Annotated in this window: 14 protein-coding genes and 1 pseudogene; 4 read left to right on the top strand and 11 right to left on the bottom strand. The window is 73.2% G+C overall.

The annotated features are described in order from the left end of the window. Positions 1 to 33: 33 nt before the first annotated feature. The 4 genes and pseudogenes from ACFYM0_RS09125 to ACFYM0_RS09110 all read left to right on the top strand — a co-directional run. Positions 34 to 309: a hypothetical protein gene (locus ACFYM0_RS09125; protein ID WP_388498364.1), complete on the top strand. Its 276-nt coding sequence runs from the start codon at positions 34 to 36 to the stop codon at positions 307 to 309. Between the two features lie 139 nt (positions 310 to 448). Then, a complete protein-coding gene (locus ACFYM0_RS09120; protein ID WP_388498361.1) occupies positions 449 to 2,251 on the top strand; it encodes a cation acetate symporter in 1,803 nt (600 codons plus the stop codon). Beyond that, the gene (locus tag ACFYM0_RS09115; protein ID WP_388498359.1) at positions 2,248 to 3,483 is read left to right on the top strand and encodes a histidine kinase; all 1,236 of its coding nucleotides are present in this window, start codon (positions 2,248 to 2,250) and stop codon (positions 3,481 to 3,483) included. Before ACFYM0_RS09120 ends, ACFYM0_RS09115 begins: the two co-directional genes overlap by 4 nt. Positions 3,484 to 3,539: 56 nt before the next feature. Next, positions 3,540 to 6,467: pseudogene (locus ACFYM0_RS09110) on the top strand (AAA family ATPase); the annotation flags it as partial. Between the two features lie 36 nt (positions 6,468 to 6,503). Here the strand turns inward: ACFYM0_RS09110 and ACFYM0_RS09105 are convergent. The 11 genes from ACFYM0_RS09105 to ACFYM0_RS09055 all read right to left on the bottom strand — a co-directional run bounded on the left by ACFYM0_RS09105 (position 6,504) and on the right by ACFYM0_RS09055 (position 19,645). Then, entirely contained in the window at positions 6,504 to 7,106 is a 603-nt protein-coding gene (locus ACFYM0_RS09105; RefSeq protein ID WP_388498358.1) for a sigma-70 family RNA polymerase sigma factor, read from the bottom strand. Between the two features lie 147 nt (positions 7,107 to 7,253). After that, positions 7,254 to 8,051 carry a VOC family protein gene (locus ACFYM0_RS09100; RefSeq protein WP_388498356.1) on the bottom strand — a complete coding sequence of 266 codons (798 nt, stop codon included), beginning with the start codon at positions 8,049 to 8,051 and terminating at the stop codon, positions 7,254 to 7,256. A 201-nt stretch (positions 8,052 to 8,252) separates the two neighbouring features. Beyond that, positions 8,253 to 9,761 (bottom strand): GuaB1 family IMP dehydrogenase-related protein, encoded by a 1,509-nt coding sequence (locus ACFYM0_RS09095; protein WP_388498354.1) that lies wholly within the window; start codon positions 9,759 to 9,761, stop codon positions 8,253 to 8,255. A gap of 70 nt (positions 9,762 to 9,831) precedes the next feature. Next, entirely contained in the window at positions 9,832 to 10,998 is a 1,167-nt protein-coding gene (locus ACFYM0_RS09090) for an XdhC family protein (protein WP_388498352.1), read from the bottom strand. Next, positions 10,998 to 12,311, bottom strand: a complete 1,314-nt coding sequence (locus ACFYM0_RS09085; protein ID WP_388498349.1) for an IS701 family transposase — start codon at positions 12,309 to 12,311, stop codon at positions 10,998 to 11,000. The genes ACFYM0_RS09090 and ACFYM0_RS09085 overlap by 1 nt, the downstream gene beginning before the upstream one ends. 72 nt (positions 12,312 to 12,383) lie before the next feature. Next, positions 12,384 to 13,031 carry a TMEM175 family protein gene (locus tag ACFYM0_RS09080; protein ID WP_388498347.1) on the bottom strand — a complete coding sequence of 216 codons (648 nt, stop codon included), beginning with the start codon at positions 13,029 to 13,031 and terminating at the stop codon, positions 12,384 to 12,386. 101 nt (positions 13,032 to 13,132) lie between these two features. Further along, entirely contained in the window at positions 13,133 to 13,474 is a 342-nt protein-coding gene (locus tag ACFYM0_RS09075; protein ID WP_243334431.1) for a nuclear transport factor 2 family protein, read from the bottom strand. Positions 13,475 to 13,486: 12 nt separating this feature from the next. Then, positions 13,487 to 15,007, bottom strand: coding sequence for an ATP-binding protein (locus ACFYM0_RS09070; protein ID WP_388498343.1), 1,521 nt, complete (start codon positions 15,005 to 15,007; stop codon positions 13,487 to 13,489). Next, entirely contained in the window at positions 15,004 to 16,320 is a 1,317-nt protein-coding gene (locus ACFYM0_RS09065; protein ID WP_388498341.1) for an MFS transporter, read from the bottom strand. Before ACFYM0_RS09065 ends, ACFYM0_RS09070 begins: the two co-directional genes overlap by 4 nt. 86 nt (positions 16,321 to 16,406) lie before the next feature. Next, entirely contained in the window at positions 16,407 to 17,234 is an 828-nt protein-coding gene (locus ACFYM0_RS09060) for an FAD binding domain-containing protein (RefSeq protein ID WP_388498339.1), read from the bottom strand. Next, the gene (locus ACFYM0_RS09055) at positions 17,231 to 19,645 is read right to left on the bottom strand and encodes a xanthine dehydrogenase family protein molybdopterin-binding subunit (RefSeq protein ID WP_388498336.1); all 2,415 of its coding nucleotides are present in this window, start codon (positions 19,643 to 19,645) and stop codon (positions 17,231 to 17,233) included. The genes ACFYM0_RS09060 and ACFYM0_RS09055 overlap by 4 nt, the downstream gene beginning before the upstream one ends. Positions 19,646 to 19,649: the final 4 nt, after the last annotated feature.

Below are 19,649 nucleotides of genomic sequence, written 5' to 3'. Positions count from 1 at the left end.
GTATCGTGGATCTTCGGCCCCGGGAGGAGGCACATGTCCGAAATCCAGGCGCTGCTCGACGCGTTGACCGGACTGCCCCGCACCCGTCCGGCCGGCCCCGCCGAGGCCGAGGTACTGCTCGCCCGCCTGCGGAGCGCGGCGGCGCGCTGGGCCGACGTGCTGTACGAGGCCCACGAGGGCGCGTACGGACACCTGCCGCCCCGGGCCGAGGCGGCCCTGACGCTGGCCTTCCGGCGCGCCGAGGAATCGTACGTGGAGCTGGAGATCGCCCTGCAGGACTGCGCGGAGCACCGCGATCCCGCCCGCTGAGCCATATCCGGCCTGACCTGCGAGAGGGCCTGTCGCCCGGTCCGTACGCGTGCGTAGACTCCCGGAATCCCGGCACACGACCGGGAGACCCCGTCACCCGCGCCGGGCCGCGCCCGCGCCCCAGCCGAAGGACCTCCCGGTGAACCAGACGTACGCGCTGACCGCGGTCGCCGTCGTCGTCCTGGTCACGGTGCTGGTCGGCGCGCTGGGCCTGCGGATATCCAGGACCACCTCGGACTTCTACGTGGCTTCGCGCACGGTCGGCCCGCGCCTCAACGCGGCGGCCATCGGCGGCGAGTACCTCTCGGCGGCCTCCTTCCTCGGCGTGGCCGGGCTGGTGCTGCTCCAGGGGCCGCAGATGCTCTGGTATCCGGTGGGCTACACCGCCGGGTACCTGGTGCTGCTGGTGCTGGTCGCGGCCCCGCTGCGCCGCTCGGGCGCGTACACGCTGCCCGATTTCGCCGAGGCCCGGCTCGAATCGCAGGCGGTGCGCCGGATCGCGGTGCTGTTCGTGCTCGGTGTCGGCTGGCTGTACCTGCTGCCGCAGCTCCAGGGCGCGGGGCTGACCCTGGAGATCCTGACCGGGGCCCCGCACTGGGTGGGCGGGGTCGTCGTCGCCTGCGTGGTGACGGCGGCGGTGGCGGCCGGCGGGATGCGGTCCATCACCTTCGTGCAGGCCTTCCAGTACTGGCTGAAGCTCACCGCCCTGCTGGTGCCCGCGTTCTTCCTGCTGGCGGCCTGGGCGGGGGACGGCGCCCCGCGTGCTTCCTTCGACGCCCCGGCGGTGTTCCGCGAGCACACCGCCGTCACGCTCGCCGAGGACGTACGGCTATCCCTGGACGCGCCGCTGACCTTGAGAGTCACCGGGCAGGTGGACGGGCGCGCGTACGCGGGGCAGTCCGTGACCCTCGGCGCCGGGGAGCATTCCGTACGGGCACGCGCGCGGCTGGAGTTCGCCCCGGACTCCGCGGTGCCGCAGAGCCGGGCGGAGGCCGCACCGGGCGTGTCGAGCTGGTCGGAGCCGCTGTCCGGGGACCGGCCGGAACTGCGCCTGTACGCGACGTACGGGCTGATCCTGGCGACCTTCCTCGGGACCATGGGGCTGCCGCACGTGGCGGTGCGCTTCTACACGAGCCCGAACGGGCGGGCCGCGCGGCGCACCACCCTGGTGGTGCTCGGCCTGGTCGGCGCCTTCTACCTGCTGCCGCCGGTGTACGGGACGCTGGGCCGGATCTACACCCCGGAGCTGGCCATGACCGGGGAGGCGGACGCGGTGGTGCTGGTGCTGCCGGCCCGGGTGGTGGGCGGGCTCGCCGGGGACCTGCTGGGGGCGCTGCTGGCGGGGGGCGCGTTCGCGGCGTTCCTGTCCACGGCTTCGGGACTGACGATGGCGGTGGCGGGGGTACTGCACCAGGACGTGCTGCCCTCGCGCGGGGTGCGCAGTTTCCGGGTCGCGGTGCTGGTGGCGATCCTGGTGCCGCTGGCCGGGAGCGCGCTGGTGACGGAGGTGCCGGTGGCGGACGCGGTGGGGCTGGCCTTCGCGGTGTCGGCGTCCTCGTTCTGTCCGCTGCTCGTGCTGGGGATCTGGTGGCGCGGGCTGACGCCGCCGGGGGCGGTGGCCGGGCTGGTGACGGGGGGCGGGGCGGCATTGAGCGCGGTGCTGGCGACGCGGGCCGGGCTGGCTCCGGCGGGGTGGGCGAACACGCTGCTGGCATGGCCGGCGGTGTGGTCGGTACCCCTCGGCTTCCTGACGATGGTGGTGGTGTCGCTGGGCACGCGCGGGCGGATCCCGCCGGGTACGGCGGCGACGCTGGCGCGGCTGCACCTGCCGGAGGACGTGGCATCGGGGTCGGAGCCGGCTCCGGCGACGGGTGGGGGCGCGGGCCCGGGCAGTGGCGAGGGCGTCTCCGCGACGCCGTCGGGAAAGGGCGGCGCTCTGTGACCGGAGCACTGCTCTCTTTGCTGGGCGCCGCCGGCGGAGTGCTGCTGCTGGGGCTCGGCTGGATCGGCGGGCGCCGCCAGGCCCGGCGGGGGGAGCGTGCGCTGGGCCTCGACCTCGGCACCCCCGTCGAACGGGCCACCTTCCACACCCTGCACACCGCTTCCCTCGCCGCTCCCCCGCTGCGCGCGGGACTCACCGAGGACGCCGCCCGCAAGGCCGCCAAGCGACTGCGTTCCCTCCTGGGCACCGAGGCCCTGTGCCTGACGGACCGCGCCCACGTCCTCGCCTGGGACGGCCCGGGCGCCGACCACCACGAACGCCGGGCGATGGCCCGGGTCGCGGTGATGCTGGAGTCCGGGCGCAGCCAGAGCGTGCGCACCGAGTGCGAGCGGCCCGACTGCCCCCTCAAGTGGGCCGTGGTGGCCCCGCTGACCGGCGAGGACGGGATGCTCGGCGCGCTGGTCGCCTACGGCTCGCGGGAGTCCGCGGTGCTGGTGCGGGCCGCCACCGAGGTCGCGCGCTGGGTCTCCGTACAGCTGGAGCTCTCCGAGCTGGACCGTTCGCGGACCCGGCTGATGGAGGCCGAGATCAAGGCGCTGCGCGCGCAGATCTCCCCGCATTTCATCTTCAACTCCCTGGCCGCGATCGCCTCGTTCGTGCGCACCGATCCGGAGCGGGCGCGGGACCTGCTGCTGGAGTTCGCGGACTTCACCCGCTACTCCTTCCGGCGGCACGGGGAGTTCACCACACTGGCTGAGGAGTTGCGGTCCATCGAGCAGTACCTGGCGCTGGCCGGGGCCCGGTTCGGGGAGCGGCTCAAGCTGACCTTGCAGGTGGCGCCCGAGGTGCTGCCGGTGGCGCTGCCGTTCCTGTGCCTGCAGCCGCTGGTGGAGAACGCGGTCAAGCACGGGCTGGAGGATTCGACCGGGGAGTGCAAGATCATCATCGCGGCCCGGGACGCCGGCGCGGAGGCGCTGATCACCATCGAGGACAACGGCGTCGGAATGGATCCGGCCCTGCTGCGCCGGATCCTCGCCGGGGAGCAGGCGGGCTCCTCTTCGGGCATCGGGCTGACCAATGTGGACGAGCGGCTGCGCCAGGTCTACGGGGACGGCCACGGACTCGTCATCGAAACGGGCGTGGGCGCGGGCATGAAGATAACGGTGCGGATTCCCAAATACCGTGCGGGGGTGCACAGTTCGGCCCCACCTGGCCGAATTCCCCGGCGCTGAGCGGCCCGTGAGCTGCCATCCTTGAGGGGGCGCGAACGACCGGAGGGATCGCCGACGTGCGGGTCGGGCGAGAGCAGCACCGCGACGAGTGCCGTGACGCGTTACGGGCATGGGTGCGGGCGGGTGCGGAGGGCGGCGGAGCCTGCCTGATCGTGGAAGGTGAGCCGGGCGCGGGCCGTACGGCCTTCCTGCGCGGGGCGCTGACCGAGGCGGCCGCGCTCGGCTGCCGGGTGCGGTACGGGGCGGCCGAGGCACTGGGCACCGGGCTCCCGCTGCGCGCGGCGCTGGACTGCCTTCACCCGGTCGGTCCCGGGCGGGCGCGGGCGCTGGCCCTGCTGCGGGAGGCCGCCCGCTCGGCCGAGCCCGGCGGGGCGCTGCTGGCGGCCGTGGACCTGCTGGCCTCGGACGTGGAGGAATGGTGCGCGCGGCGACCGCTGCTCCTGGCACTGGACGACCTCCAGTGGGCGGATCCGGCCTCCCTGCTGCTGTGGCGCCACCTCGCACGGGCCACGCAGCGGCTGCCGCTGCTCCTGCTGACGGCCCGGCGGCGGCTGCCCCGGCGGGCGGAGGTGGAGGAGCTCTGCACCTCCCTGGGCGGCGGGCCGGGCGGGCGGACGCTCCGGCTGGAGCCGCTGACCGGGGCGGAGTCGGCCGCGCTGGTCCGTGAGGCGCTGGGAGCCGAGCCCGGCCCCCGGCTGCGGGAGGCCGCCGGGCAGGCGGGCGGCAACCCCCGGCTGCTGCGGGAGCTGCTCGCGCACTGGTCCGGCCTCATCGAAGTAGGCGAGTCGTCCGCCGAACTGACGCTCCCGGTCACGGACTTGCCACCGCCTCCGGAGGCGGTGACCCGCGAGCTGGGCCGGCTCCCCCCGGCAACCGTGGCCACCCTCCGGCACGCCGCCCTGCTCGGACCGGCCTTCACGGCGCGCGAGCTGGCCCTCGTACGGACGCTCCCCGTCCGGGACCTGCTCGCCGACCTGGAGACGCCCCTCCTGACCGGAGTACTGGAACCGGCCCCCCTGCCCACCGGGCTCCCGGCGGGTCCGCCCGGGCACCACCCGGCCGACGGCGACGGCCTGCGGTTCCGGCAGCCGGCCGTACGGCTGGCCCTGTACGCGGAGCTGCCGCGGGCCGCCCGGAGCGTCCTGCACCAGGACGCCGCGCGGGCGTTCGCCGAGGCCGGGCTCGATCCCGCCCGGACCGCGGGACAGCTGCTGGCGGGCGGGGTGCTGGACCCGTGGGCGGTGCGGTGGACGGCCCGGTCGGCGCAGGCCCTGGTCGCGGCGGCACCCGAAACGGCGGCCGCCCTGCTGCGCCGGGCCGTGGAACAGACCACGGAACAGGACACGGAGCGGGGCGCGGAGCAGACCACGGAACGGGGCGCCGAGCAGGGCGCGGGACCGGCCCCTGCGCGCGGCACCGGGCAGAACCGGGAGCAGGGCGCGGACCAGCCCCCGGACCAGTCCCCGGACGGGACCGGGAGTCCGTACCGGGAGGCCCTGGAGGACGGCCTGGCCGATGCCGCGCTGATGCTGCGCCGGCCCGAGTCGGTGGAGCTGCTCCGGACACTGCGGGAGCGGGCCCGGGATACCGGGCGGCGGGCCGCGCTCGCCTTCAAGCTGGTGTCGGCGCTGATGATCCAGGGGGACATGGCCCGGTCCCTGGAAGTCACCGAGGAGGCGCTGGCCGAGGTGGGGCCGTCCGAGGCGGGGGCGTCCGATGACGTGCCCTTCGCGGGCCTGCGGTTGCGCCTGGAGGCGTGCCGGGTGCTGGCGCTGGCCGATCTGCACCGGCCGGAGGAGGCGTACGCGCTGGCCGGGCCGCTGGTCGCCCGGGCGCGGCTGCTCGGCGATCCGCTCTGTGGCGCGGAGGCCGAACACGCCATGTCCTTCGCGCTGTTCCACCTCAACCGGGGCCGGGAGTCGCTGCGTCACGTGGCGGCCGGGATCGCGCACGCCCGCCGCAGCCCGGCCGCCAACGACATGCGGCTGCTGCTGCTCGCCAACCAGGCCGAGGGCCATCTGCGGTTCGGCGAGCCGCACGCCGCCGCGGCGGCGCTGCGCGAGGCCCGGCAGCTGGCGGCCCGGACCGGTTCGACGGGCCGGCTCGTGGTCACGGAGGCCCTGCTGGCCGACCTCCGCTACCGGCTCGGCGACTGGGACGCCGCGCTGGCCGGTCTCGCCCGCGCGCAGGGCATGCCCGTCTCGGACGGCTGGCTGCCGGTGCTGACCCACGGACTGCGCGCTCTGATCCTGGGCCACCGGGGCGAACAGGATGCCGCGCGGGCGGAGTTGGCCGTACTGGGCCCGGACGCGTACGAGCTGCCCGCGGCCCGTCGGCACACCGCGCGCGTCCTGCTGGCCCGCGCCCTGCTGGCGGAGCGCGACGGGCGCCCCCGCGAGGCGCTGGAGGCGCTGCTTCCCGTACTGGAGGACGGCATGGACGAGGCGGTGGCCTTCGACCGCCCCTGGGCGCTGTCGGAGGCCGTCCGGCTCGCACTGGAGGACCGGGACACCGGGGCGGCCCGGTCGGCGGTGGCCGCCTGCGCCCGCACGGCGGCGGCCCTGCCGGAGCAGCCGGGTCCTGCACTGGCGCTGCTGCGCTGCCGCGGGCTGTTCGCGCAGGACCCGGGGCTGCTCGCGGAGACGGCGGCGCTGGCGCGGGGCGGATTGGTGGCGGGCCAGACCCTGGAGGATCTGGCGGTGGCCCGGGCCTGGCACGGGGACCTGCCGGGCGCGCGGTCGGCGCTGACCGGCGCGGTGGCCTCGTACGAGCTCCTCGGCGCCCGGTGGGACATCGCCCGGGCCGACAACCGGCTGCGGAGCCTGGGTGTGCGCAGGGGCAGCCGGGCGGCGCGGCGCAGGCCCGCGCGGGGGTGGGAGGCGCTGACTCCGGCGGAGCTGAAGGTGGCGCTGCTGGTCGCGCGGGGCCGGACGAACCCCGAGATCGCCTCGGCGCTGTTCCTGTCCCGCCGGACCGTGCAGACCCACGTCTCGCACATCCTCGGGAAACTGGAGGTCCGCTCACGCGCCGAGGTGGCCGTCATCGTAGCCGGGCAAAAGGGCGCGCAGGGCCCGCAGGGCGTAGTACGTACGGGATTTGACCGTGCCGGCGGGCACTCCGAGCGCTTCGGCGGCCTCGCAGACGCTGGCACCGTGGAAGTAGATGAGCAGGAGCACGGCCCGGTGATCGGGGCTGAGTAATCGCAGGGCCCCGCGGACGTCGAGGACGGCGGCGGACCGCTCGGTGCGGTCCTCGTCGGCGGGCGACTGCTCCAGCCCGTCGGGCCCGACTTCGGCGGGGCGCGACAGCCGGGCCCGGCGGGCGTCGATGGCCACGCGCCGGGCGACGGTGTAGAGCCACGGCCGCATGGAGGCGTGGGCGCCGCTCTCCAGGGCCTCGGGGTGCTTCCAGGCCCGGAAAAGGGTCTCCTGGACGAGGTCCTCGGCCCGGTGGCGGTCACCGAAGGTGAGGCCGAGGAGGAATCCGTGGAGCGCCTTGCCGTGCTCCCGCTCCAGCCGGGCGAGGGCGTAAGCGTCGGTGCGGCGGCGGCTGACCGTCACGGCGCCGGCATTCGCCTCGGCCGGCACGGGCGACCTGGACGACATGGACGACACGAGCAACATGGGCTTCCCCTTCCGAGTCGGGATGCCCTGAGCGTGCCGGACCGTGCGCGCGGAGTAATCCGCCGCCTGACGTATCCCGGCACACCCTGCGCCCACCGGTCGTCCCCCGTCGGTGAACGGTCGTCCCGGGCGCCCGGTGTCGGGGTATCAGTCCTGGGTCGGGTCCAGCACCACGAAGTCTGCGTTCGACGGGTCGAGGCAGACGGCCAGCCGGCCGACGTCTTCGGCGTCCACGGGCCCCATCTGCACGCTGCCGCCGCGCGCGGTGACCTCGGCGACCGCCGCGTCACAGTCGGTGACGCGGAAGACCGGGTGCCAGTACGGCCTGCCGCCCGCCACGGCGAGGTCCTCCGCCGAGAGCTCCATCAGGCCGCCCTGCATACGCCCCTCGGGCTGCCCGGCCGGGGTGATCAGGGTGTAGGTGCCCTCGCCGCCCGGCATCGGCATGTCGTTGAACTGCCAGCCGAAGACGCCCGCGTAGAACTCCCTGGCGGCCTTGGCGTCGCTCGTGTACAGCTCGGTCCAGGACAGCGAGCCCGGCTGGTCCACGAGGTCGACGCCCTTGTTCTCCCCGGGCTGCCAGACGGCGAACTGGCCCCCGAGCGGGTCGCTGTACTGCGCCATCGTGCCCCACGCGTCGAGCTCGCGCGGCTCCACCCGGACGGCGCCGCCGGCGCTCCGGACGGCCCGGGTCGTGGCCTCGGCGTCGGGGACGCTGTAGTAGATCATCCAGGCCGGGCGGGCGCCTTCCTCGGTGAGCTTGCCCAGCCCGGCGACGATCTTGCCGTCCTTCCGGAACATGCCGCCTTCCATGTCCTCGCCCTCGCCCATGGACTCGTAGTCCCACCCGAGGACGGCCCCGTAGAAGGCCGCCGCGGCGGGGACGTCGGGTGCGCCGAGGTCGAGCCAGCAGGGGGAGCCGGGGACGAAGTCAGTGGTGATCATGACGACTGCCTTTCGCGGATCGGGTACGACCAGCGTGGCACCGGACCCCTGCCCCCGCCCGTCGGTCCCGGCCCGGCACCCCGGTCCCGGCACAGCGGTCCCGGCCCCCCGGTCCCGGTCCTGCGGTCCCGGCCCCCGGCGGGTCCGGACAGCACTGCGCCGGGGCCCCCACGGGGACCCCGGCGCGGTGGTGAGGCTCGACTAGCTCCAGCTGGCGTGCAGCGGCTTGCCCTCGGCGTAGCCCGCGGCGGACTGGATGCCGACGACGGCCTTCTCCTCGAACTCCGCGAGGGAGGCCGCACCGGCGTAGGTGCAGGAGGAGCGGACGCCCGCGATGATCGAGTCGATCAGGTCCTCGACGCCGGGGCGAGCCGGGTCCAGGAACATCCGCGAGGTGGAGATGCCCTCCTCGAAGAGGCCCTTGCGGGCGCGGTCGTAGGAGGACTCCTCCGAGGTGCGGTTCTGGACCGCACGCGCGGAGGCCATGCCGAAGGACTCCTTGTACAGGCGGCCGTCGGCCGACTGCTGCAGGTCGCCCGGGGACTCGTACGTACCGGCGAACCAGGAACCGATCATGACGTTGGACGCACCGGCGGCCAGCGCCATCGCCACGTCGCGCGGGTGACGGACGCCGCCGTCGGCCCAGACGTGCTTGCCGTGCTTCTTCGCCTCGGCGGCGCACTCCAGCACCGCGGAGAACTGCGGGCGGCCCACACCGGTCATCATGCGGGTGGTGCACATGGCGCCCGGGCCCACACCGACCTTGATGATGTCGGCGCCGGCGTCGATCAGGTCCTTGACGCCCTCGGCGGCGACGATGTTGCCGGCCACGATCGGGACCTGCGGGTCCAGGGCGCGGACGGCCTTGATCGCACTGATCATCGATTCCTGGTGACCGTGCGCGGTGTCGATGACGAGCGTGTCCACGCCCGCGTCGAGCAGCTGCTTGGCCTTGGCCACGAAGTCGCCGTTGATGCCGACGGCGGCGGCGATGCGCAGCTTGCCGTTGGCGTCGGTGGCGGGGGTGTACAGGGTCGCGCGCAGCGCGGCCTTGCGGGTGAGGATGCCGACGAGCTTGCCGTCCTTGTCGACGGCGGGGGCCAGCTTGCGGTGGCCGGCGTCGAGCTTGGTGAAGGCCTCGCGGGGGTCGATGTCGGCGTCGATGAGCAGGAGCTCCTTCGACATGACCTCGGAGAGCTGGGTGAAGCGGTCCACGCCGGTCAGGTCGTGGTCGGTGACGACACCGACCGGGCGGCCGTCCGCGTCGACGACGACGCCGGCGCCGTGGGCCCGCTTGGGCAGCAGGGACAGCGCGTCGGCGACGGTCTGGGTGGGCGCCAGCGTGATCGGGGTGTCGAGCACGAGGTGGCGCGTCTTCACCCAGGAGATGACGTCGGTGACGACCTCGATCGGGATGTCCTGCGGGATGACGACGATGCCGCCGCGGCGGGCGACCGTCTCGGCCATCCGGCGGCCGGCGATGGCGGTCATGTTGGCCACGACCAGGGGAATGGTGGTGCCGGTGCCGTCAGGCGCGGAAAGGTCGACGCCCTGCCGGGAACCGACCGCGGAGCGGCTCGGCACCATGAATACGTCGTCGTACGTCAGGTCGTACGGCGGCTTCAGGTCATTGAGAAAACGCACGTGCTGAACATCCCAGTCGTTCGGAGGTGACCCCGACAGGGCAGTCGAGGAACGCACGTACTTCATTCTCACACGACCTGGTGTTCACACCGCCCCGGCCGATCGTCCAGGACATTTGGGGCCGGATGGTCGCTTCCTACGGGACCTTGGTCCTCCGGATGGCGGGCCGCGGCGGGTCCGCCCGGCCGTGGACGGGCCCTTGGCTCCAGGCCAGGGGAAGAATCGTTCCGCCGTACCGGACGGCCGTGAATTCGGCGGCGATGGCGAGCGCGGTCTCCTCGGGGGTTCCCCCGCCGAGGTCCAGGCCGATCGGCGAGCGCAGCCGGGTCAGCGCGGCCGCCTCCATCCCCTCCGCCCGCAGCCTCCGCGCCCGGTCCTCGTGGGTGCGCCGGGATCCCATGGCGCCCACGTATCCCAGCGGCAGGCGCAGCGCGAGCGTCAGCAGCGGGACGTCGAACTTGGCGTCGTGGGTCAGGACGCAGACGGTCGTACGGGAATCCAGGCGTCCCGCCTCCCATTCCGCGGCCAGGTGCCGGTGCGGCCAGTCCACGACCACCTCGTGGGCGTCGGGGAACCGGGCGGCCGTGACGAAGACGGGCCGGGCGTCGCAGACCGTGACCCGGTAGCCCAGGAAGGCGCCGATCCGGGTGAGGGCGGCGGCGAAGTCGATGGCCCCGTAGACCAGCAACCGGGGCGGCTCCGCGGCCGATTCGACCAGCAGGGTCAGGGGCTGTCCGCAGAGCCCGCCCGCGGTGCCCAGCTCGGCGGTGCCGGTGCGGCCGGCCGCGAGCCAGCCCCGGACCCGCTCGGCTGCGGCCCGGTCCAGCTCGGCGCCCCCGCCGAGGCGGCCCTCGTAGGAACCGTCTGCGTGCACGGCGATGGCCCGGCCCAGCTGCTCCGGCGGCCCGCAGACCACCCGGCCCAGCGCGGAACGGGAACCGGCGCAGGCCGCGTCGAGCACCGCGCCGATGACGGGCCGCACCGGGTCGTGCCGGCGGACCGGGGTGATCAGGACGTCGAGGACTCCCCCGCAGGTCAGGCCCACCGCGAAGGCGTCGTCGTCGCTGTACCCGAAGCGGTGCACACCGCCGCGGCCGGAGGCGATGGCCTCCAGGCACAGCTCGTGCACGGCGGATTCCACGCAGCCCCCGGAGAGGGAGCCGAGCGCGGTGCCCGCGGTGTCGACGGCCAGCGAGGCGCCCGGGCCGCGCGGCGCGCTGCCGCTGACGGCAACCACCGTGGCCACGGCGAAGTCCCGTCCGGCGGCGCACCACGCGCGTAGCTCTTCGGCGATGTCGAGCATCAGCGGATGTACTCGCGGCGCGGGCTCTGCCCGGGGATGACCGGTCTCGGCGGCAGGGCGGGAGCACCGGCGGCGTGCGCGGCGGTGACCGTGCGGGCGGGGGCGGTGCGGGCCGGGCCGGGGTACGGCTCGGCTCTCGGCGGGTGGGGTTCGCGCCCGCGGGCGCCGAGGAGCATCGCGGCGTGGGCGACGCTGGCGAGGGTGGCGTGGTGGTGCCAGCCCCGGAAGGAGCGGCCCTCGAAGTCCCGGATTCCGGCGGGCTCGCAGATCTCGGCGAAGTCGAGGGCGACCCGGTCGGTGAGTTTGGCGAGGAGGAAGAGCTGCGCGAGCGGCCGGTCGCCGATGTTGGTGATCCAGAACTCCGAGGGCAGCAGGGCCGTCTCGGTCCAGGCCCCGACCAGCAGCAGCGGGGTGGGCGGGGCCGGCACGATGCGGTCCTCCCCTGGGGTGGCGAAGATGGCTGCCGAGGTGAGCAGGGTGACCGCTCCCTCGGCGCGGCCGTGCCGGGTCCATTCGACGACGCGCCGCTGGGAGCGCAGGGAGTCGATGAGCTCGCGGGCCGGCGCGGTGTGCGGGCCGGGCTTGTGCCGGCCCGCCCCGCCGAAGGAGACGGGCAGGGTGCCGTCCACTTTGAATACGAAGGGGATGTCCTGCATGGCGAACGACTCGATGCACTGGGGCAGTTCGCTGTTGGAGACCTCCATCACCACGGGCCTGCGCTGGAGTTGCCAGGTGGCGGCCATCCGCTGGACCGCGTGCACCGCGTCCTGGGCGGGGGTGAGCGAGCGGGCCGTGTCGGGGATCCCGGCACGCCGGCGTCGCAGGAGTTCCGCCGTCCAGGGCCCGGGGAGGGTGAGGGTCCATTCGACGGGGAAGCCGGCATCGCTGGAGGTGAGCCAGATCCCGCTGGCCTGCTGACAGTTGGCGGTGCGGCCCAGCTGGGGGACGAACTGCCGTCCCACGCCGACCGACCGGTCGCCGGCCTTCTCGATGACCATGGGCTGCACCACCCAGGCCAGCGGGCGCTGCGCGGTGCGTTCCAGGTGCTGGGCGAGGGAGCGCCGGACGGGGGTCCAGTCCCAGGGGGATTTGCTGATGAACTGCTGGAGGCTCTGCTCGACGGAACTGGCCCCGGTTCCGGCGATGTTACGAATTGTTTTCTTGCCGTTCGTCTGCACCAGGCCGTTGAGGTATACGCGGGCCCAGTTTCGCTGGTCCCGCCGAGGTAACGACTCGAAGAAGAGCGAGATCAGAACATCGATCAATTCGGAGATTTCCTTCGTGGATTCCTCCGGCAGGACTACGCGAGCCATCTGGGCCTCCCCCGCGACCAGCTAGATCCATTACCCTACTTGACCGCGGAGAACGGCCGTAGGTCCCGACGGCTACTTCCTGAGGTCGCTGGCAGATTCGAGCCGCTCTTCTTCTACCACGAGGGGGATGGGGATCTGGTTCGCCGCATAGTAGAGCGCGATCAGGAAGTGGGCGACGAGGGTGAGCGGAGCGGAGAAGAACGCCAGGACGACGGTGCAGGGGTAGGCGATGGCACCCAGACCGAACCGGACCCTGGTGGCCCGGGCGCCGTCCTTGTCCACCTGGTCGTGGAAGAGGTGCCCGACGCGGGTGACGTACCACCAGAAGGCCATGAACGCCAAGGCGTAGGCCACGGTGACGAGGCTGTAGAGGACGGCCGCCGCGTTGGCCGATCCGCCTTCTTCCATGAGGTGTTCGGCGAGCACATTCGTGGTGTACGGAACCACCGACACCACCATCAGCACCAGGAGGTTCAGGAACAGCAAAGGGCGGTCGACCCGCTTGATGTGACTGAAGATGGTGTGGTGGTTCACCCACATCACGCCGATGATGAGGAAACTCACCACATAGGCGGCGTAGTGCGGCCACTGCTCCCGCACTCCGTGCCAGAAGTCGGAGCCGGTTTCTTCCGGAACTTTCAATTCCAGGACAAGGATGGTGATGATGACCGCGAATACGCCGTCACTGAATGCCTCGACCCGGCCGGTTTCCGTTTCCATGACCTCCCCTTCACGCTTCTTGCATATATCTACGGCTGTCGCACATACGGGGAGGGTGCACTTCCCCACCCTCCCCGCACACGCTACCCAGATTTCGGCAATCAGCCGCCAAAGCCGGCAGTCTGCCGCCAGATCCGGCCATCGCGGACGACGAGCGTCCCGAACGCGTGCTCCGGTTCACCGTTCAGGTTCATGATCGCCCGATAGAAGATGGTGTCGTCGGTCTCGACGTATTCCTGCAGCTCCACGAGGGTGGGCTTCACCGTCAGGTACCCGGTGAACGTCTCGCGCACCGCGTCGATGCCGACGGAGACTCCCTCGAAGCGCAACAGCACCGCGTCATCGGTGTAGTTCTTCATGACCGCCTCGATGTCCAGGGCGGCGAGCGCGTCCATCTGCCGGACGAACACCGGGTGCAGCGTGGAGATGTCGTACTTGGGCATGTCGACTCCCTTTCAACTCTTCGATGGGGTTGGTGCGGTGGGAACTGTGGGGTCGGCCGGCACGGCGCAGGACGGATCGGTCCCCGACAGCGGCAGCCGGACCGTCATCCGGGTCTCCCCCGGACGCGAGCGGGCCGTGATCGAACCGTGGTGGCGCTGCGTCACGATGCGGTAGCTGAGGTGCAGACCGAGACCGGTTCCCTTCCCCACGTCCTTGGTCGTGTAGAAGGGTTCGAAGATCCTCGGCAGCGATTCCACGGGGATGCCCGAGCCGGTGTCGGCGATCTCCACCACCATGCAGACGCCTTCGACCCGGGCGCGCAGGGTGAGGGTTCCGGCGCCTTCCATGGCGGCCGCCGCGTTGTCGACCAGGTTGGTCCACACCTGGTTCAGCTCGCTCGGATAGCCCGTCAGTTCGGGCAGGTCCGGTTCGTACGCACGCACGATCCCGATCCCGGCGAGCTTGGCACGCAGCACGACCAGCGTGTTCTCCAGTCCGTCGGTGACCGCGAAGCGCTGCTCGGGGGCCCGGTCGAGATTGGCGTAATCCCGGGTGGCCGACACCAGCTGCGAGATCCGCGGACCGGCCGCCCGCAGTTCGGCGGCGAGCGAGCGGATCTCCAGGAGGGCCGCCAGGTGGTCCAGGGCCGCGGGCAGGGCCGGCTCGCCGACGCCCTCCAGCCGCTCCAGGAGTCCGCCCAGGTCCAGTCCGAGGTCGGAGACCCCCGAGCCGAGCAGCCCCGCCCGCTCCGCGCCCGCTTCCTCGGCCCAGTCGGCGATCTGCTCCTCCGCGTCCGCCTGGTCCAGCGGGTCGGTGACCAACGGCGGCTCCATCTTGTCCAGTTCCTCGGCGAGCCGGTCGAACACGGAGCGCTCGGCGTCCGTGGCGGCCGCGCCCCAGACCTGGGCGGTCCGCGTGAGCTGGTCCAGGGCGGGTGCCAGTTCCTGCGCGGCGCGGGCCACCGCGGCGGCCGGGTTGTTCAGCTCGTGGGCGAGGCCCGCCGCCAGGGTGCCCAGGGCTTCGACGGTGGCCCGTTTGCGGGCCTGGACCTCGGAGGACTTGATGCGCCAGGCCAGCACGGGGATCAGTACGGCGGCCACCCCGTGGCAGCGGGTCAGCATCTCGAAGAAGACCGGCTTCGCGTACGCCACCACGGTGGTGGCCGGCCCGCTCGCCGCGGCCGTGGCCACGTACGACCCGTCCGTCAGCAGCGGCAGTTCGCCGGTGAACCGGTGCGCGGCCGAGGGCTTGCCGTCGTGGTCCTCCGCCGCCGCGCTCTCCTCCTCGGTGGAGTGCCGGGTCAGGACCTCCTCGCGGCCGTCGACGACCTTGGTCACCACGAGGCCTCCGGAGAGCAGGACGTGGAAGCCCGTGGCCTCCTCCCCGTCCCGGAAGAGGACCTCCCCGTCGGAGAGCACCCTGGGTTCGGAGACCGAGACCAGCCAGTCCAGCTGCTCCTCGGTGAGGCCCTCGAAGATCTCCAGCCCGCGCAGGGCGGTGCGCAGCGCGGTGGTAGGCGCGGATCCCGTCATGCGGTGCTCCCTTCCGTCCTGTTCCGGGCGGCCATCCGCAGGGTGGCCAGCAGGGCGAGCGCGCACACCGCGGCGACGGTGGCCATGAAGCCGACCGAGGTGCGCTGCAGCCCGTGGATGTTGGTGAGCAGTCCGGCGAGCACCGCCGGCACGCTCATCGCGAGGTACGCGAACACGTAGACGGCGGCGGTCAGTTCGCCCCGGTGTGCGGGTTCGGCCAGTGCGCTGAGCGCCCGGAAGGAGCCGAGGAAGGCGGCGCCCCAGCCGGCTCCGAGGACGGCGGTGGCCACGAGGAACACGGGGGCCGAGCCGAGTCCGAGCGCGAGGAGCACCAGGGCGAGCCCGCCGAGCAGTCCGAGCAGTCCGAGGACGGCGGTGCGCAGGGCTTCGGTGCGGCCCAGCAGGAGCTGGGCGGCGGTGGCGGCGCCGGCGAGGAGGGCCACGGTGGCTCCGCCGACGAGGTAGTTGGTGCTCCGGAGCAGGGAGAGGGCCAGGTGCGGGCCGAGCGAGAGGTAGAAGCCGCCGACCGACCAGACGGCCACGATGGTCAGGATCAGCACGGCGAAGCGGCCGCGCACGGCGGCGGGGATGTGGATCCGGTGCGGGGCGATCTTCAGCCGGCCGCGGCCCTGCCCGCGCCTCCCGTCCGGCCCTCCGCCCCCGCCCGGACCTCCGCCCCCGCCCGGCCCGCCACTTCCGCCCGGCCCGCCACTTCCGCCCGCACGCCCCGGGGCGCTCTCCGCCATCCGGGCCACGCCGACCAGGGAGACGGCGAAGGCCCCCACGAGCAGCAGGTAGGTCAGGACGGTCGGAGCGGGCGCGTACTGCACGAGCAGCCCGGCCCCGATGCCGCCGAGACCGATGCCCACGGTCGGGCCGGCGCTGTTGACCTGGGCGCCGAGCGCGGGCCGGGAGCGCGGGGCGAGTTCCAGCAGGGCGGCGCCCATGGCCCCGGTGGCCAGGCCCACCGCCAGCCCCTGTACGGCGCGGGCGGCGAGCAGCAGGCCGAGTCCCCGGGCCGAGGCGAACAGGCCCATGGAGACGATGGCGAGGACCAGCCCCGCGGCGAGTACGGGCCGCCGGCCGACGGTGTCGGACAGCGAGCCGAACAGCAGGAGCCCGGCGAGCACGGTGACGGCGTACAGGGCGAAGACCACCGTGATCGTGCCGGAGGACAGGCCCCACTCCTGCTGGTAGAGCACGTAGAGGGCGGAGGGGACGGAGGAGGAGAGCATCAGCAGGACGAGGACCGTGCCCACCACCCAGAACCCGGAGCCTCCCGGTGCGCCTGCGGAGCCGGCGGCTGGACGCAAGGGGTCCCCCGTGGTGGTCGCGGACGGTGCGGTCCGTGCTGTCGTGGGCAACGGTTCCACTGCTTCAACTCCCCCGTCGTGGGCGGTCAGGCGGGTGCCTGCACGGCCCTCGTGAGCGCGCGGGCGGTGAGTACGCCCGCAAGGTGGCCGAGGTACTCGGCCGAGGTGCCGCGTCCCGGGACGAACAGCTCCCGGGGTTCGGCGCGGAAGGCCGCGAGCACGTTCTCCGTGGTGTACGGGCCCCCGCCGATCCGTTCTTCGACCCCGCGCAGCCGCAGCGCGCGGGCGGTGGCCCCGGTGACCGCGATGCGCGGCCCGTCGGGGGTGATCCGTACGGCGGCGGCGCAGACCGGGTAGCGGGTAGCCCGGTCGGCGGTCTTCTCGAAGGCGGCGCCGCCCCCCGCGGCGGCCGGGACGAGGAGGGCGGTGATGACGGTGCCCGCCGGGACGCCGGAGGCGGCCAGTTCCTCGGCGCTGATCGTCGACACCCCGCCCGGACCGGCCAGTTCGGCCGTGGCTCCGGCGGCGATGGCCGCGACGGGCAGGTCGGTGGCCCGGCCGGTGGCGGCGAGGTTGCCGCCGGCCGTGCCGAGGTTGCGCACCTGGGGGTCCCCGTTGGCGCGGGCCGCGGCGGCGATCTCCGGCGCCTCGGCCAGCAGCAGGGGGTCCGCGGCCAGTTCGGCCAGCGTCGTCATCGACCCGATCCGGATCCCCGTGGGGGTCCGCCCGATCCCCCGGAGCTCTTCGAGCCGGCGGACGTCGATGAGCAGGGAGGCCCGCTCCTCCCCGGTGCGCAGGCCGGGCAGCAGGCTCTGCCCGCCGGCCAGCACCCGGGCGCCGGGGCGGCCGGCCAGCAGGGTCAGTGCCTCGTCGAGGCCGACGGGGCGTACGTAGTCGAACTCGGTGAGGATCACTGGGCTTCCCCTCTCAGGCGGCGCCAGACCTTCTCGGGGGTGACGGGCATGTCGATGTGCCGGACGCCCAGGTCGGACAGGGCGTCGACGACGGCGTTGACGACGGCCGCGGCGGGCGGCACGGTGGCGATCTCGCCCGCGCCCTTGGCTCCCAGCGGGTTGTGCGGGGAAGGGGTGACCGTCTTGTCGAGGGTGAAGAAGGGGGCGTCGATGGCCCGCGGCAGGGCGTAGTGGTTCAGGTCGCGGCTGACGAGCTGCCCGTCCGGGTCGTACTCGGCGTGCTCCATGAGGGCCTGGCCCAGGCCGTGCAGGATGCTGCCCTCGATCTGGCCGAGCACGATCTTCGGGTTGCCGATGTTGCCCGCGTCGTCGACGGCGGTGTAGGCCACCACCTCGGTCTCGCCGGTCAGTTCGTCGATCTCGACGACCGCCACGTGCGTCCCGAAGGGGTAGTTGAAGTCCGGCGGGTCGAAGTGGGTGGTCTCGTCGAGGGCGGGCTCGATCTCGGGGGGCAGCCCCCAGCCGTACCACATGGCCATCGCCAGCTCGGCGAAGGTCTTGGTCTTCTCGGGGTCGCCTTCGTGACCCTCTTCGAAGACCTTGCCGTCCGCGTAGACGACCTTCTCCTCGGGGACGCCGAGGAAGACGGCTCCGGCCTTGACCAGCTTGCTCTTGATCTTCCGGGCGGTGAGGGCGATGGCCGGCGCGGCCATGCTGTAGGAGCGCGAGCCGTAAGTGCCCTGTCCGTACGGGGCCTTGAGCGTGTCCCCCTCGTACACCTGGACCGTCGCCGGGTCGATGCCGAGCTCGTCCGCGGCGACCTGCGCGAAGACGGTGCCGTGGCTCTGGCCGGTGGAGGCGGAGCCGACGGTGACGGTGACCTCGCCGGTCGGGTGGACGCGGATGTTCGCGCTCTCCCAGGTCCCGCCGAGCATGCCCTCCTTGGACATCCGGGTGGAGGGGCCGACCCCGCAGATCGCCACGTAGGAGGCGATGCCGACGCCGAGCCGCTTGCCCCGGGCGCGGGCCTCGGTCTTGCGGGCGGGCATGTCGGCGTAGCCCGAGAGCTCGATGGCCCGGTCGAAGTTGAGCTGGTAGTCGCCCGAGTCGTAGGTCCAGCCCAGGCCGTTGTCGTACGGGAACTTCTCCTTCGGCACCAGGTTCTTGCGGCGCACCGCCGCCGGGTCCATGCCGATCTCGGAGGCGTAGCGGTCCACGAGCCGCTCCATCAGGAACGCGGCCTCGGCGCGCCCGCTGCCGCGCTGGGCACCGAGCGAGACGGTGTTGGTGAAGGCGGCGTACACCTCGCAGAACGCGGCGTCGATGTCGTACATGCCGCTGATGGAACGGCCCATCAGGGCGGTGGCGACACCGGGGCCGATGGTGGAGGGGTAGGCGCCGAGGTTGGCGTAGCTCGTGCAGCGCACGGCGGTGATCCGGCCGTCGCGGGTGCCGGCCAGGGTGACGTGCTGGCGGTGGTCGCGTCCCTGGACGGTGGAGTTCATCAGCCCGGTGCGGGTGTCGACCCATTTCACGGGCCGGCCGAGCGCCTTGGAGAGCAGCAGGACCAGCGGCATGTCGGGGTACAGGTACCCCTTGGTGCCGAAGCTGCCGCCGACGGTCGGGGCCACGACCCGGAGCTTGTTGAAGGGGATGCCGAGGACCAGGGCGGAGAGCAGGAAGCGGTGGTTGTGCGGGCCCTGGGTGGAGGCGTACAGCGTGTACTCGCCGGTGGCGGCGTTGTAGTCGCCGACCGCGCCGCGCGGCTCGATGGGGCTGTTGATGGTGCGCTGGTTGACCAGGTCCAGCTCGACGGTGACCTCGGCCGCGGCGATGGCCGCGTCGGTGCGGTCCTTGTCGCCGCAGGTCCAGTACGCGTTCAGGTTGCCGGGAACGGCCTCGTGGAGCTGGGGAGCGCCTTCGGCCAGGGCCTCGTCGGCGCGGGTCACCACGGTCAGCGGTTCGTACTCGACGGAGATGGCGGCGAGCGCGGCGGCGGCCTGGCGCGGGGTCTCGGCGACGACCACGGCGATGGGGTCGCCGACGTGGCGCACGGTGTCGCCCGAAAGCACCGGGCGGGAGCCGGGAAGTCCGTAGGGGTGGGGCGGGAAGTGGCTCTCGACCCCACCGGGTATCCAGATGCAGGGCAGCGGCATGACGTCGGTGAAGTCGGCCGCGGTGGCCACCTTCAGCACGCCGGGCAGCTGCTCGGCGGCCTTGGTGTCGATGGAGAGGATCTTCGCGTGGGCCACGGGACTGCCGAGGATCGCCATGTGGGCGGTGCCCGGCAGGTCGATGTCACCCACGTACGTGGCCTCGCCGCGCAGCAGCTGCGGGTCCTCACGGCTGTCCAGCGGCTGTCCGAGCACTCCGCCCCCCTGGGGCGAGGTCTCCCCCGTCACTGTGGTCATCTCC

It is taken from the genome of Streptomyces sp. NPDC006487 (assembly GCF_042870555.1).
Taxonomy (GTDB): Bacteria; Actinomycetota; Actinomycetes; order Streptomycetales; family Streptomycetaceae; genus Streptomyces.
This window is presented reverse-complemented; position numbering and strand designations above follow the sequence as displayed.

Excerpts from the sequence above, each read along its gene's own strand:
- ACFYM0_RS09125 (WP_388498364.1), top strand. The coding sequence starts at position 34 with ATGTCCGAAATCCAGGCGCTGCTCGACGCGTTGACCGGACTGCCCCGC.
- ACFYM0_RS09105 (WP_388498358.1), bottom strand. The coding sequence starts at position 7,106 with ATGTTGCTCGTGTCGTCCATGTCGTCCAGGTCGCCCGTGCCGGCCGAG.
- ACFYM0_RS09100 (WP_388498356.1), bottom strand. The coding sequence starts at position 8,051 with ATGATCACCACTGACTTCGTCCCCGGCTCCCCCTGCTGGCTCGACCTC.
- ACFYM0_RS09095 (WP_388498354.1), bottom strand. The coding sequence starts at position 9,761 with ATGAAGTACGTGCGTTCCTCGACTGCCCTGTCGGGGTCACCTCCGAAC.
- ACFYM0_RS09090 (WP_388498352.1), bottom strand. The coding sequence starts at position 10,998 with ATGCTCGACATCGCCGAAGAGCTACGCGCGTGGTGCGCCGCCGGACGG.
- ACFYM0_RS09085 (WP_388498349.1), bottom strand. The coding sequence starts at position 12,311 with ATGGCTCGCGTAGTCCTGCCGGAGGAATCCACGAAGGAAATCTCCGAA.
- ACFYM0_RS09080 (WP_388498347.1), bottom strand. The coding sequence starts at position 13,031 with ATGGAAACGGAAACCGGCCGGGTCGAGGCATTCAGTGACGGCGTATTC.
- ACFYM0_RS09075 (WP_243334431.1), bottom strand. The coding sequence starts at position 13,474 with ATGCCCAAGTACGACATCTCCACGCTGCACCCGGTGTTCGTCCGGCAG.
- ACFYM0_RS09070 (WP_388498343.1), bottom strand. The coding sequence starts at position 15,007 with ATGACGGGATCCGCGCCTACCACCGCGCTGCGCACCGCCCTGCGCGGG.
- ACFYM0_RS09055 (WP_388498336.1), bottom strand. The coding sequence starts at position 19,645 with ATGACCACAGTGACGGGGGAGACCTCGCCCCAGGGGGGCGGAGTGCTC.